This is a genomic window from Streptomyces cyaneochromogenes (assembly GCF_003963535.1).
Lineage (GTDB): Bacteria > Actinomycetota > Actinomycetes > Streptomycetales > Streptomycetaceae > Streptomyces > Streptomyces shaanxiensis.
On the sequence record NZ_CP034539.1, the window covers coordinates 1,639,194 to 1,653,734 of the forward strand.

At 70.4% G+C, this 14,541-nt stretch carries 9 protein-coding genes; all 9 read right to left on the reverse strand.

The annotated features are described in order from the left end of the window. Window positions 1–85: 85 nt before the first annotated feature. On the reverse strand, window positions 86–688 hold the full coding sequence (locus EJ357_RS07070; protein WP_126389745.1) for a sarcosine oxidase subunit gamma: 603 nt from the start codon (window positions 686–688) through the stop codon (window positions 86–88). Then, on the reverse strand, window positions 681–3,926 hold the full coding sequence (locus EJ357_RS07075; RefSeq protein WP_126389747.1) for a sarcosine oxidase subunit alpha family protein: 3,246 nt from the start codon (window positions 3,924–3,926) through the stop codon (window positions 681–683). Before EJ357_RS07075 ends, EJ357_RS07070 begins: the two co-directional genes overlap by 8 nt. A 28-nt stretch (window positions 3,927–3,954) precedes the next feature. Next, window positions 3,955–5,187: a sarcosine oxidase subunit beta family protein gene (locus tag EJ357_RS07080; protein ID WP_126389750.1), complete on the reverse strand. Its 1,233-nt coding sequence runs from the start codon at window positions 5,185–5,187 to the stop codon at window positions 3,955–3,957. A gap of 31 nt (window positions 5,188–5,218) precedes the next feature. Next, on the reverse strand, window positions 5,219–6,079 hold the full coding sequence (locus EJ357_RS07085) for a bifunctional methylenetetrahydrofolate dehydrogenase/methenyltetrahydrofolate cyclohydrolase (RefSeq protein WP_126389752.1): 861 nt from the start codon (window positions 6,077–6,079) through the stop codon (window positions 5,219–5,221). Window positions 6,080–6,115: 36 nt separating this feature from the next. Next, entirely contained in the window at window positions 6,116–8,554 is a 2,439-nt protein-coding gene (locus EJ357_RS07090; protein ID WP_126389754.1) for a GcvT family protein, read from the reverse strand. 227 nt (window positions 8,555–8,781) lie between these two features. Beyond that, window positions 8,782–9,744 (reverse strand): ABC transporter substrate-binding protein, encoded by a 963-nt coding sequence (locus EJ357_RS07095; protein ID WP_126389756.1) that lies wholly within the window; start codon window positions 9,742–9,744, stop codon window positions 8,782–8,784. Window positions 9,745–9,755: 11 nt separating this feature from the next. After that, window positions 9,756–11,783 (reverse strand): ABC transporter permease, encoded by a 2,028-nt coding sequence (locus EJ357_RS07100; RefSeq protein WP_126389758.1) that lies wholly within the window; start codon window positions 11,781–11,783, stop codon window positions 9,756–9,758. Then, complete coding sequence (locus tag EJ357_RS07105) at window positions 11,783–12,868, reverse strand: quaternary amine ABC transporter ATP-binding protein (protein ID WP_126389760.1); 1,086 nt, start codon at window positions 12,866–12,868, stop codon at window positions 11,783–11,785. Before EJ357_RS07105 ends, EJ357_RS07100 begins: the two co-directional genes overlap by 1 nt. 20 nt (window positions 12,869–12,888) lie before the next feature. Continuing rightward, a complete protein-coding gene (locus EJ357_RS07110) occupies window positions 12,889–14,358 on the reverse strand; it encodes an aldehyde dehydrogenase family protein (RefSeq protein ID WP_126389762.1) in 1,470 nt (489 codons plus the stop codon). Window positions 14,359–14,541 lie beyond the last annotated feature (183 nt).

Here is a 14,541-nt window from a genome sequence, read left to right on the forward strand (position 1 = left end):
CGAAGGTCCATGCACAAACCCCTGTGGGAGCCCCTCGGCGGAGCTCCCACAGTGCTGACGGGACAACCAGTCCCGCTCAGGTCGCTCAGACGTACTCCGTCGCCGCGTCGAGCACCCAGTCCGCCAGATAGCCGGCGAACGACGAGCGGACCAGGACCCAGAATCCGGCCCGGGGTTCGTCCCGGGCGACCAGGACGATCTGCGTGCGGCCCAGGGTCGTCTGGGCACAGCGCCCGGGTCCGAAGGCCCGCGGGTGCAGGTCCAGCGGGCAGCCGTGGGCCAGCAGGTCGTGGGCGCGGGGGCCCGTGACAAGGAGCGTGGTGCGCTGCGCGGAGACGTCGATGACGGAGACCGGCTCGTCCCCTGCCGCCTCCCGGATACGACTCTCCAGGTCCCGCTCACTGCCCGGAGGCCCCACCAGCAACCACTCGTCGGGGCCGAGCCACAGCGCGGTCAACTCCCCCGCGCGGACGACGGTGTTCGGTTGGAGGGGAAGTTGGAGGTCGAGTGCGAGCCCTACGGCCTCCGCAGCCGCCCCCTTCGCGTCGAGACGCACGCTGATCTGGGCCAGGAAGGGCAGTTCGGCCAGCCGGATCGCGCCCCCGGACGTGCGGGTCGCGGCGGCAAGGCGGTCGGCGATGTGCGACAGAGGGCTGCGGAGCGGGGCGGTAAGGGCGGTGTCAGCCATCGCGGCGGGCTCCCTCGGGGTCGTAGAGGACGGGACTGGCGACGGTCACCGGGACCAGCCGGTCGCCCACGGGTGCGTACAGCCGCTCGCCGATACGGTCCCGGCCGCCCTTGACCAGGGCGAGCGCGAACGTCCGGCCGAGGGCCGCGCTGCGATAGCTGGACGTGACATGGCCGAGCATCGGCACGGGCGGGGTCAGCAGCACACCGTCGGCGATCAGGTGGGTGCCCTCCGGGAGGAAGGTGCCCGGGTCCTCGGGGAGCAGGCCGACCAGGTGCTTGCGGTCGGGGCGGGAGGTGTCCGCGCGGGCGTAGGACCGCTTGCCGATGAAGTCGGGCTTCTTCTTCGACACCACCCAGCTCATGCCGAGGTCCTGCGGGGTGACCGTGCCGTCGGTGTCCTGGCCGATGATCGGGTAGCCCTTCTCGGCCCGCAGGACGTGCATGGTCTCCGTGCCGTAGGGGGTGATGCCGTACGGGGCGCCGGCCTCGTACACGGCCTCCCACAGGGCGAGGCCCTGCCAAGGTGACACGTTGATCTCGTAGGCGAGTTCGCCGGAGAAGCTGATCCGGCAGACCCGGGCCTCGATGCCGGCGACGGTCGTCTCACGCCAGGCCATGAACGGGAAGTCGTCGTTGGCCACGGCGAGTTGGGGCGCGAGCGAGCCGAGGACCTCGCGGGACTTCGGACCGACCAGGGCGACCGTGGCCCACTGCTCGGTCACCGAGGTGCAGTGGACCTTCAGCTCGGGCCACTCGGTCTGGAGCCACTCCTCCATCCAGTCGAGTACGGCGGCGGCGTTGCCCGTCGTCGTGGTGACCAGGAAGCGGTCCTGGGCGACGCGGATGACCGTGCCGTCGTCGAAGACCATGCCGTCCGGGCGGCACATGACGCCGTAGCGGATCATGCCGACCTTCAGGGTGCTCATCATGTTGGTGTAGAGACGGTCGAGGAAGACCCCGGCGTCCGGACCCTGCACGTCGATCTTGCCGAGTGTGGAGGCATCCATGAAGCCGACGCTTTCGCGGGTGGCCCGGCACTCGCGCAGTACGGCGGCTTCCATGTCCTCGCCGTCCTGTGGGTAGTACCAGGGGCGCTTCCACTGGCCGACGTTCTCGAACAGGGCGCCGTGCGCGACATGCCACTCGTGGATGGCGGTCGTGCGGACCGGGTCGCTCAGCGCACCCCGGTCGCGGCCCGCGAGGGCGGCGAAGGAGACCGGTGTGTACGGCGGGCGGAACGTGGTCGTGCCGAGTGCCGAGATGTCCACGCCGAGCAGTTCGGCGACCACACCGCTGGCCAGGACGCCCGATGTCTTGCCCTGGTCGTTGGCGGTGCCGGCCGTGGTGTAGCGCTTGGTGTGCTCGACCGAGCGCAGGCCGGCGCCGGTCGCGCGGGCCAGGTCGTCGACGGTGACGTCGCGTTGGAGGTCGACGAAGCGGGGGGCGTCCGGGTCACCCGGGACGACGTACACGTGCATCGCCGCCGTCGGCCGCGGCTGCGCGGGCACCTCGGGGAGGCGGGGCGCCTCGGGGGTGTAGCCCTCGGCCTCGACGGCACGGGCACCGGCGGCCGCGCCCTGTGCCAGGACCGTGGCCGGGTCGAGGACGCCGCTCGCGCTGCCCGCGACCTCGACCGCCTGACGGCAGCTGTCGGGTACGAAGGAGCCCAGCGTCTGATCATGGCGCAGCTTGCCGCCGGACTGGCTGAACAGGTGCGCCACCGGGTTCCAGCCGCCGGAGACCAGCAGCAGGTCTGCGGCGAACTCCCGCTGCCCCGAGGACTCTCCGTACGGCGCGACGGTCACGGCGGTGAGCCGTGCCCCGCCCTGCGTGCCGGTGACGGCGTGCCCGGCCAGCACCTCGATGCCGGCCGCCCTCGCGCGCTCGGCCCACTCCCCCGGTTCGGGGCGGGTGTCGACGATCGCGGTGACGGCGAGGCCCGCCGAGGCCAGGTCCAGGGCCGCCGCGTACGCGCTGTCGTTGGTCGTGAAGACGACCGCGTGACGGCCGGGCAGGGCGCCATGGCGGTTGACGTGCGTGCGGGCCGAGGAGGCCAGCATCACGCCGGGGCGGTCGTTGTCCGCGAAGGCCAGCGAGCGCTCGTGGGCGCCGGTGGCGAGGACGACCCGGCGGGCACGGATGCGCCAGACGCGTTCGCGGGAGACGTTCTCGGGGGCTTGGGCGCCGAGGTGGTTGGTGCGGCGTTCGACGGCGAGGAGGTGGTTGTCGTCGTAGTAGCCGAAGACGGTGGTGCGGGACAGGACGCGGACCTCGGGGGCGGCGTCGAGCTGCTCGGTCACCTCCCGTACCCAGTCGAGGTGTTCGGCCGTGCCGAGGAGGCTGCCTCCGGGTTCCGGCTGGTCGTCGGCGAGGATGACGCGGGCGCCGCTTCTCGCTGCCGCCGCGGCTGCCGCGAGGCCGGCCGGGCCCGCGCCGACGATGAGCAGGTCGCAGTGGGCGTGTACGGCGTCGTAGCGGGCGGGGTCGGGGGCGGTGGCGAGGCGGCCCTGGCCGGGGAGGCTGGTCGCGACCAGGCCGTCGTAGAGCTCGACGGTCGTCGCGGGGAGCATGGGCTCCGGGAAGGGTTCCTCGATCTGGATGACCGCGTTGGGTTCTTCGACGCCGGCGGAGAAGATGCCCCGGGGGCGGCCGAGCTTGATGCTGGTACCGGCCTGGACGACGCCGTTCGCCAATAGTGCCGAGGCGAGGGTGTCGCCTCTGTAGCCCTGGTATTCGGTGCCGTCGAAGGTGAAGGTGAGGGGGGTGTCGCGGTCGACTCGGCCGCGGGTCGCGTGGCGGAAGGGCTGGGTTGTCTCGCCCCCGCCGCCCCTACCCGTCCCATCCTGAAGGGGCTCCGCCCCTTCGACCCCGGCTGGGGGCTCTGCCCCCAGACCCCCGATCGGCCCCGAAAGGGCCTCGTCCTCAAACGCCGGACGGGCTGAGACAGCCTGCCTCGGCTCAACAGTTGCCGGGCGTTCCTCGCCCGACCTGTACACCGCCAGCACCTCGTTCGTCGCCGTGTCCCGTACCGCGTTGAACCAGCGGCGGCAGCCGGCCGCGTGGCTCCAGCGCTCGGCGAAGGGGCCCTTCGGGTTGTCGCGGAAGAACAGGTAGCGGGCCCACTCCTGGTCGGAGAGGGACGCCGGGTCCTGCGGGTACGGCACGTGGGCCTGGCCGCCGTAGTGGAACTCGGCCTCGTCGCGGGGCCCGCACCACGGGCAGGGGATGAGCAGCATGGATCGGCTCCCAGAGCTTCCAGTGGTCCTAGTGGGCCACCGCGGCCGCGCCGTGCTCGTCGACGAGCGCGCCGGTGGTGAATCGGTCGAGCGAGAAGGGGGCGTTGAGGGCGTGCGGGGTGTCGTTGGCGATGGTGTGGGCGTAGACCCAGCCGACGCCCGGGGTGGCCTTGAAGCCGCCCGTTCCCCAGCCGCAGTTGAGGTAGAGGTTGTCGACGGGGGTGAGCCCGATGATCGGTGAGGCGTCGGGACTGGTGTCGACGATGCCGCCCCAGGTGCGCAGGACGTGGGCGCGGGCGAAGACCGGGAAGAGCTCCAGGGCCGCCGACATCTGCTCTTCGATGATGTGGAAGGCGCCGCGCTGGGTGTAGGAGTTGTACGCGTCGATGCCCGCGCCCATCACCAGCTCGCCCTTGTGGGCCTGGCTGACGTACACGTGGACCGCGTTGGACATCACGACCGTGGGGTGCACCGGTTCCAGGAGCTCGGAGACCAGGGCCTGCAACGGGTGGCTCTGGAGCGGGAGTTCGATTCCGGCCATGGCGGCGAGGACCGAGGTGTGGCCCGCGGAGCAGAGCGCCACCTTGCCGGCCGCGATGGGGCCGAGGTTCGTCTGCACGCCGACCACCCGGCCGCCGACCACGTCCAGGCCCGTGACCTCGCAGTTCTGGATGATGTCGATGCCCGCCGCGTCCGCCGAGCGGGCCAGGCCCCAGGCCACGTAGTCGTGCTTGGCGATGCCGGCGCGCGGCTGGTAGGTGGCGCCCAGGACCGGGTAGCGCACGTCCGGGGAGATGTTGACGATCGGGCAGACTTCCTTGACGCCGTCCGCGTCGAGCCATTCCGCGTCCACGCCGTTCAGGCGATTCGCCTCGACCCGGCGCACGCTGTCGCGGACGTCCTGGAGGCTGTGGGCCAGGTTCAGCACGCCCCGCTGGGAGAAGAGGATCGGGTAGTCGAGCTCCTCCGCCAGTCCCTCCCAGAGCTTGAGCGCGTGCTCGTAGATGCCGGCGCTCTCGTCCCACAGGTAGTTGGAGCGGATGATCGTGGTGTTGCGGGCCATGTTGCCGCCCGCGAGCCAGCCCTTCTCCAGGACGGCGACGTTGGTGATGCCGTGGTTCCTGGCGAGGTAGTGCGCGGTGGCCAGGCCGTGTCCGCCGCCGCCGACGATCACTACGTCGTACGACCGCTTGGGCTCGGGATTGCGCCACAGCCAGTCCGGGTGGTCGGGGAGGTCGGCGCCGGGGGTGCGGGGGCTCATCGGACGGCTCCGTCCTGGGGCAGGGACAGGTTCATACGGCGTTCGCGTTCCTCTCGGCGGCCTCGACGACGTTGGCCAGCAACATCGCCCGGGTCATGGGACCCACACCGCCGGGCATGGGCGCGAGCCATCCGGCGACCTGGGCGGCGTCGGGGTGGATGTCGCCCACCAGCCCCTGGTCGGTGCGGGTGATACCGACGTCCAGGACCGCCGCACCGGGGCGCAGCATGTCCTTGGTGACCAGCCCGGGCGAGCCGGCGGCGGCGATGACGATGTCGGCCTCGCGCACGTGCCAGGCCAGGCCCTTGGTGCCGGTGTGGCACAGGGTCACGGTGGCGTTCTCGGAGCGGCGGGTCAGGAGGAGGCCGATCGGGCGGCCCACCGTGATACCGCGGCCGATCACGCAGACGCGCGCTCCCGCGAGCGGCACCTCGTGGCGGCGGAGCAGTTCGACGATGCCGCGCGGGGTGCACGGCAGCGGGGCCTCGACGCCCAGGGTGAGCCGGCCGAGGTTGACGGGGTGCAGGCCGTCGGCATCCTTGGCCGGGTCCATGCGCTCCAGTACGGCATTGGCGTCCAGCCGGCGCGGCAGCGGGAGCTGGACGATGTAGCCGGTGCAGTCCGGGTCGGCGTTGAGCTCGTCGATCGTGTCCTCGACCTGTTGCTGCGAGGCGTCGGCGGGCAGGTCCCGGCGGATGGAGGCGATGCCGACCTGGGCGCAGTCGCGGTGCTTGCCGGAGACGTAGGCGCGGCTGCCGGGGTCGTCGCCGACCAGGACCGTGCCGAGGCCGGGCGGGCGACCGTCCGTCGCGGTCAACTTGGCCACGCGCTCCGCGAGTTCGCGTCGGATGTCGGCGGCGGTCGCCCTGCCGTCGAGCAGCTGTGCGTTCACCAGCGGTGTTCCTTCCCTCGGAGTCGAGGCTGAGGGTCAGCCACGCAGGCGGGACATGGTCGGGTCGAACAGGGGCTCCTCGGCGACGACCGCGTCGACGCGCCGGTCGAAGTAGCCGATCTGCACGCGCGTGCCGGGGGTGGCCTGCTCGGCCGGGAGCCACGCGTAGGCGATGCCCTTGCCGATCGTGTAGCCGTAGGCGGCGCTGGTGACATAGCCGACCGCGCGGTCGCCGTCGTACACCGGCTCCTTGCCCAGGACGACCGACCGCGGGTCGTCGATGGTCAGGCAGGTGAGCCTGCGCCGGACGTTCTCCTTGCGGCGCTCCAGCGCCGCCTTGCCGATGAAGTCGTCCTTGTCGAGCTTGACGGCGAAGCCGACGCCGGCCTCGTAGGGGTCGTGCTCGTAGGTCATGTCGGTGCCGAAGGAGCGGTAGCCCTTCTCCAGACGGAGGCTGTTGAAGGCGCCGCGGCCGGCGATGACGCCGCCGAGGGGCCTCGCCGCCTGCCACAGGGTGTCCCACAGCTTCTGGCCCTGGTCGGCGGTGGTGTACAGCTCCCAGCCGAGTTCGCCGACGTACGACAGCCGCATCGCGGTGACCGGGACGCTGCCGATGTAGGCGCGCTTGGCGCGGAAGTACTTCAGGCCGTCGTTGGTGAAGTCCTCGTCGGTCAGGGGCTGCAGGACCTTGCGGGCCAGCGGGCCCCACAGGCCGATGCAGCAGGTGCCGGGGGTGATGTCGCGGACCTGGACCGTGCCGTCGGCGGGGAGGTGACGGGTGAACCAGTCGAGGTCGAGGTTGCCGTTGGCGCCGACCTGGAAGAGGTCGCGGGCGAGGCGGGCCACGGTGATGTCGCTGCGGATGCCGCCGTCGTGGTCGAGGAGCAGGGTGTACGTGACCGAGCCGACGGACTTGGCGACCTTGCCGGTGCACAGGCGCTCCAGGAACTCGGCGGAGCCGGGACCGCTCACCTCCAGGCGCTTGAGGGCCGTCATGTCGTACATCGCGACGGTCTCGCGGGTGACCTGGGCCTCCGCGCCGACGATCGGCGACCAGAACTGGGCGGCCCAGTCGTTGGGAGTGGGGATGCTGCGGCCCTCGACCAGGCCCGCGTTGGCCTCGTACCACTGCGGGCGCTCCCAGCCGTTCGCCTCCAGGAAGAAGGCGCCGTGCTCCTGCTGGCGGGCGTGGAAGGGGCTGGTGCGGATCGGGCGCGGGTCGCCGGAGGGCTGCAGGGGGTGGAGGATGTCGTAGACCTCGACGAAGTTCTGGCAGTCGCGGGCCAGGACGTACTCCGGGGAGAGCTGGTGCGGCTCGAAGCGGTTGACGTCGCACTCGTGCAGGTCGAAGGACGAGCAGTGCCCGTCGACCAGCCATTCCGCCATGGCCCGGCCGACGCCCGCGGAGTGGGTGACCCAGACGGCCTCGGCGACCCAGAAGCCCTTGACGTCCGGGGACTCGCCGAGGAGCGGGAAGTTGTCGGTGGTGAAGGAGAACAGGCCGTTGATGCCCTCCTCGACCTTCGCCTCCTTGGTGGCGGGGAGGAGGGACTGGGTCTGCGTCCAGGCGTCCTCGAAGTCCTCCTCGGTGAACTTCAGGACGGACGGCATCTCGTCGGCCTCGTCCACGGAGAGGATGTCGTCGGCGGAGATCGGCATGGGGCGGTGGCCGTAGTAGCCGATGCCGATGCCATCGAAGCGGTCGCGGTAGTAGAGGTCGGCGTCCTGGTGGCGCAGGATCGGGCGGACCGCCTCCTCGGTCTGGCCGGCCAGGGCCGGGACGGGGCCGGTCCAGGCGAGCTGGTGGGCGAGCGGGGTCAGCGGGAGGTTCATGCCGACCATGCGGGCGATCTTCGGGCCCCAGATGCCGGCGCAGCACACGACGATGTCGGCCGGGATCTCGCCCTGGTCGGTCAGGACGCCGGTCACCTCGCCGTCGGCCCGGGTCACGTCGAGGACCTCGTGGCGGGCCAGGAAGCGGACGCCGCGCTCGGTGGCCCGGCGGATCTGGGCCTCCACGGCGAGGACGGCCTTGGCGAGGCCGTCGGTCGGGACGAGGAGGCCGCCGAGGACCTTGTCGCGGTCGACCAGCGGGTGCCGCTCGACGCACTCGTCGGGGGTCAGCAGCCGGGACTCGATGCCCCAGGCGGTGATCCAGCCGTGGCGGCGGTGCAGTTCCGTCAGGCGCTCCGGCGTGGTCGCCACTTCGAGGCCGCCGACCTGCAGGAAGCAGGGCTTGCCGTCGACGTCGAGCGAGCAGAACTTCTCGACGGTGTAGCGGGCCAGCTCGGTCATGGTCTTGGAGGAGTTGGTCTGGAAGACCAGACCCGGGGCGTGCGAGCTGGAGCCTCCGGTGGCGGGGAGCGGGCCCTGGTCGACCACGGTCACTTCGGTCCAGCCTCGCGCGGAGATCTCGTCCGCGAGGGCCGCGCCAACGACTCCCGCTCCGATGATGACCACTCGGGGTCCCGCCATCGCCGCACCTCCGGTTTTGTTTAACCAGTCGAGCAGATCGAGTTGCTTTCCACGCAACTTGATTCAGGTTGCGCAACTCAATGTGCCTTCCGCACAGGTGGGTGTCAAGGGCTGCGGGACCTAGGAAAACGGGCCGGAACACAGCGATGCCCGGCGGTCGGTGCGCGCGGGGTGCGCACCGACCGCCGGGCATGTTTCGACCGGCTCGCGACGTACGGTTCGCGGAGCTACTTGATCCAGGCCTCCACCTTGTCGCGGTTGGCCTCGACCCACTTCTTCGCCGCCGCCTCGGGGGTCATCTTGTCCACCGCGATGTACTTGGCCACGGTGTTCTGGTCGTCGTTGGTCCAGGTGAAGTTCTTCACCAGGTCATAGGCGGGGCTGCCCGACTCGGCGAACTTCGCACTGACGATCTTGTCCAGCTTGTACACGGGGTAGTCGCAGTTCACCTTCTCCGTGTCGGCGTCGCAGCCCTCCTTGTACTCGGGCAGCTTGACCTTCTCCAGCGGCACCTCGGACATGAACCACTGCGGCTCGTAGAAGTAGCCGATCACCCATTCCTTGTCCTTCTCCGCCTTGCGGAAGGCCTGGATGAGGGCGGTCTCACTGCCCGCGTACACGACCTTGTAGTCCAGCTTCAGGTTCTTCACCAGCGCCTCGTCGTTGGTGACGAACGACGGGTCGCCGTCGAGGAGCTGGCCCTTGCCGCCGGACTCGGACGTCTTGAACTCGGCGGCGTACTTGTTGAGGTTGTTCCAGTCGAGGATGTCCGGGTGGGCCTTGGCCAGCCACGGCGGCACGTACCAGCCGATGAGGCCTTCGTTGCCGGTCGCCCCGGCGTCGACGGCGGTCTTCTGGTCGGTGATGTACTTCTTCTTCAGGTCGTCGTGACCCCAGTTCTCGACGACGGCGTCGACCTCGCCCGTCCCGAAGCCCTGCCAGGCGATCTCTTCCTTCAGGTCCTTCTTGGTGACCTTGCAGCCGAGGTCCTGCTCCGCGACGTAGGCGATGACCGCCGCGTTGGCCTCGTACCCCACCCACGGGTTGACCGCGAGGTTGAAGGTGCCGCACTTGCCGGACTCGCCCGAGCCGCCGGCGCTGTCGTCACCGACCTTCGCGCCACCGCAGGCCGTGAGGGTGAGGCCGAGTATCGCTATGCCGGCCGCTCCGGCTCGCCAGTGTCTTGCCATGGTGGTGCTCCTTATGCGCTGGTGCGGCGAGCCGCCGCCTGAGTGATCCGGTCGAACATGACGCCGAGAAGGACGATGGCCAGCCCCGCGGCGAGCCCCTTCCCGTACAGCTGTCCCTGCGAGAAGCCGGCCACGACGTCGTAGCCGAGGGCGCCTGCTCCCACCAGGCCGCCCACCACAACCATCGACAGCACGTAGATCAGGCCCTGGTTGGTGGCGAGAGTCAGGGCGCCGCGTGCCATCGGCAGTTGAACCTTGGTGATGATCTGCCAGGTGTTGCACCCGGCGGAGGTGGCCGCCTCGACGGTGGTGGCGGGCACGTTCCGCACCCCGTCCGCGATGATCTTCATGGCGACGGGGGCGGCGTAGACGACGGCGGCGACGATCGCCGTGAAGCGGGTCGCGCCGAACAGTGCGAGGAACGGTACGAGGTAGACGAACGGCGGCATGACCTGTGCCGCGTCCAGGCTCGGCCTGACCAGCCGGTCCACGAGCGCGCTGCGTCCCATCCACACGCCGAAGACGATGCCGAGCAGCATCACGAGCACCGTGGCGACCACGGTCGAGGCCAGCGTCGTCATGCTGTCCGACCACACTCCGGTGCCGACCAGGAGGCCCACGCACACGGCCGTGGTGATGCCGGCGCGCCATCCGCCGAGGACGACGCCGAGCGCGACCAGGGCCGCGCCGACGAGCCACCACGGGGAGTCGGTGAGCAGTGTCTGGAACGGGTTGAGCAGACCGTTGGTGATGGCGTCGCGGAAGGCGTTGGTGATACCCGACAGGTTGTCCTGCGCCCAGGTGGTCACGGTGTCGGCCCCGCTGGAGATGGCACGGCCGGTGCCTGCCTCGCCGGGGAACTCCGCCGCCCAGATGTAGGTGTGGGACAGGTAGACCAGGACCGCCGTGACGGCCGCCCCCACGCCCAGGAGCGGGCGTCGCCAGGTCAGGAATCGGTTCTTCGAACGTCGGGCCGCCTCCGCGCGTCCGCTCGCCGCGGTGGTGACCCGGTCCAGGACGATGGCCATGACGACGATGGCCAGCCCCGCGTTGAAGGCCGTGCCGACGTCGAGCGACTGCAGTGCCTGGACGACGGTCTTGCCGAGGCCGGGCGCGTCGATCAGGGCGGCGATGGTCACCATGGCCAGGGCGGCCATGATGGTCTGGTTCACGCCCATCACCACGGTCCGCTTGGACATCGGCAGCAGCACCTTCGTCAGGGACTGCCGCCGGGTGGCGCCCAGCGAGTCGGCCGCCTCGACCGTGGTCTCGGGGACGGAACGGATGGCGTGCGCGGTGATGCGGATCGTCGGCGGCGCCGCGTAGATCAGCGTGGCGATCGTGGCGGAGGCCGGGCCGATCTGGAAGAACAGGGTCAGCGGTGCCAGGTAGACGAAGGTCGGCATCGTCTGCATGAGGTCCAGGAAGGGCGTCACGATCCGGTTGAACCGGTCGGACAGCCCCGCCCACACGCCCAGCGGGATCGCGAACAGCAGCGCCACGAAGACGGCCGAGACGGTGAGCGCCAGCGTGTCCATGCTCTCCTGCCACAGGCCCTGCAGGCCCAGGAAGGTGAAGCCGGCCACCGCCAGCAGCGCGACCCGCCAGTTGCCCAGGGCCCAGGAGACATAGCCGGCGATGCCGACGACACCGAGCCAGCCGATCTGCGGGACGGGGCGGTCGGCGGAGGGCTGTGAGATCAGTTCCTGGACGAAGGTCACCAGGGTGTCGATGACCAGGCGGATCTCGTTGAAGAAGTACAGGAACAGCGGGTTGGAGTTGCGGTTCGCGCCGATCGAGTCGTTGACGTCGTTGAACCACCGGTGCAGATCGGTCAGGTCCGCCGCCCCCAGGGCGAGGGTCTGCCGGCCGCGCAGCACCAGGAACAGCACCAGCCAGACGACCAGGATCGCGCCCACGACCATGGACCGGCTGACCTTGCGCACGCCCTTGGCCGGAGCGGGCCGCTCCACGGCCCCGCTCGCCCCCGTCTCGTCCGGTCCGTCCGGTTTCTCGGTCTTCTCCACGGCGACGGTCATCACGCGCCGCCTTCCTGCCCGGCGACCACCGCGAGGATCTCCTCGTCGCCGACGATGCCGAGCAGCTTGCCGTTCTCGACGACCTTGACCGGCTTGTCGGCCGCGAGCACCGCCCGGGTGGCCTCCTTGACCACGACGTCCGGTCCCAGCTCGGGACCGTCCAGGGCGTCGCCGTCGGCCGGCGGGCGCATGATCCAGCGCAGGGTGAGCACGTCGCCGCGGGGCACGTCCTTGACGAACTCGCGGACGTAGTCATCCGCCGGGGCGCCGACGAGTTCGTCGCCGGTGCCGCACTGGACCATCTTGCCGTCGCGCATGATGAGGATGCGGTCGCCCAGTTTGAGGGCCTCGGAGAGATCGTGGGTGATGAACACCATCGTCTTGCCGACCTCGTGGTGCAGCCGGATGACCTCGTTCTGCATGTCGCGGCGGATCAGCGGGTCCAGCGCCGAGAACGGCTCGTCGAAGAAGAGCACGTCCGGATCGCCGGCCAGCGCCCGGGCCAGGCCCACGCGCTGCTGCATACCGCCGGACAGCTGGTCGGGGTAGGAGTTCTCGTAGCCCGCGAGGCCGACCAGCTCGACGACCTCCTGGGCCCGCCTGGTGCGCTCCGCTCTGCCCAAGCCGCGGATCTCCAGACCGAACGCCACGTTGTCGACGACGCGGCGGTGGGGCAGCAGACCGAAGTGCTGGAAGACCATGGAGAACTTCTGGCGCCGCAGGTCGCGCAGGCGCTTGGCGTCCGCCTGGCGGATGTCCTCGCCCTCGAAGACGACCTCACCGGCGGTGGGTTCGATCAGCCGGGTCAGACATCGCACCAGCGTGGACTTGCCGGAGCCGGACAGGCCCATGACGACGAAGACCTCGCCGGGCGAGACGTCGAAGTGGACGTCGCGTACGGCGGCGGTGCAGCCGGTGCGGTCCATGAGTTCGCGGCGGGTGAGGCCGCACAACTCCTCGGAGTCCGGCACCTGGTCGGCCTTCGGCCCGAACACCTTCCACAGCCTGCGCACGGATATGACCGGGGTGGAGCCCGAGTCCTGGGGCGTGCCGCGCCGCTGCGGCACCTCGGTCTGTGTGGTCACGTTCGACCTTCTTTCGGCGTTCAGCCGCTGAACCAGCGCTGCGGCCGGGGTTGGATGTTCTGCCAGATGTGCTTAGGCTCTCGGTACTCGTTCAGGCCGGTCGGTCCCAGCTCCCGGCCCACGCCCGAGTGCCCGAAGCCACCCCATTCCGCTTGCGGCACATAGGGGTGGTAGTCGTTGATCCACACCGTGCCGTGGCGCAGCCGCCGGGCGACCCGCTGGGCCTTGCCGGCGTCCTGGGTCCAGACGGCTCCGGCGAGTCCGTACTCGGTGTCGTTGGCGATGCGTACGGCGTCGTCCTCGTCGGTGAAGCGCTCCACGGTGAGCACGGGCCCGAAGGACTCCTCGTGCACCACGCGCATGTCCTGCCGGCACTCGTCGAGCACGGTGGGCAGGTAGTAGTGGCCGTCGGCCAGCGCGGGGTCGTCGGGCCGTGCGCCGCCGCAGCGCAGTACGGCGCCCTCGGCGAGGCCGGACGCGACGTACGCCTCGACCTTGTCCCGGTGCTGTGCGGAGATCAGGGCTCCGGTCTCGGCGTCGGGGTCGAAGGGACCGCCGAGCCGGATCTGCCGGGCGCGGCGGACGACCTCGTCGACGAAGCGGTCGTGCAGGGAGTCCTCGACGATCAGCCGGGCGCCGGCCGAGCAGACCTGTCCCGAGTGCAGGAAGACGGCCGTGAGGGCGAAGTCGACGGCCGTCTCGAAGTCGGCGTCGGCGAAGACGACGTTGGGGTTCTTGCCGCCGAGTTCCAGCGCGACCTTCTTCACGGTCGCGGCGGCGGTGGCCATGATCCGCTTGCCGGTCTCCAGGCCTCCGGTGAAGGAGACCATGTCGACGGCGGGGTCCTCGCAGAGCGGTGCGCCCACCTCGGGGCCGGTGCCCAGGACGAGGTTGGCGACGCCGGCCGGGAGCCCTGCCTCCTGAAGTGCCTTCATCAGCAGGATGGAGGTGGAGGGAGTGAGTTCGCTGGGCTTGAGGACGATCGTGTTGCCGGCGAGGAGCGCCGGGGCGACCTTCCAACTGGCTTGCAGCAGCGGGTAGTTCCAGGGGGTGATCAGTCCGCACACACCGATGGGCTCGTGGACGACCCGGCTGACGGCGTCGTCGCGGCCGGTGTCGATCACACGGCCCGCGTCGGTGCCCGCGAGCCCGCCGTAGTAGCGGAAGCAGGAGACGACATCGGCGATGTCGTACTCGCTCTCCACCAGCCGTTTGCCGGTGTCCAGGGACTCGGCGCGGGCGAAATCCTTGGCATCGCGCTCGAGTATGTCGGCGGTGCGCAGCAGCAGGGTGCCGCGCTCACGCTCGGGGGTGTTCGGCCAGTGCCCCGCGTCGAAGGCACGGCGGGCCGCCGCGATCGCGGCCTCGGTGTCGGGGCGTGTCGCCTCCGAGACGGTCGCCGCGAGCGTGCCGTCAGCGGGACATCGGATCTCCCGGTGCCCGCCGGCCACCGGATCCCGCCATTCACCATCCACGTACAGGTCTGCCACGCGCCGAGCCTTTCAACCGAAATTCGTTGCGCATCGTGCACCCGATTGCTTGTGGTGGAACACCCTGGCGAATGTGCAGACCGGCGTCAAGGGGTTGGCCGGTGACGATTTGACCATGCGATCACTTGCCCGGCCACCCTTGACCGCAAGCGGCACCGAGCCGACCATGTTGCGTATCGCTCA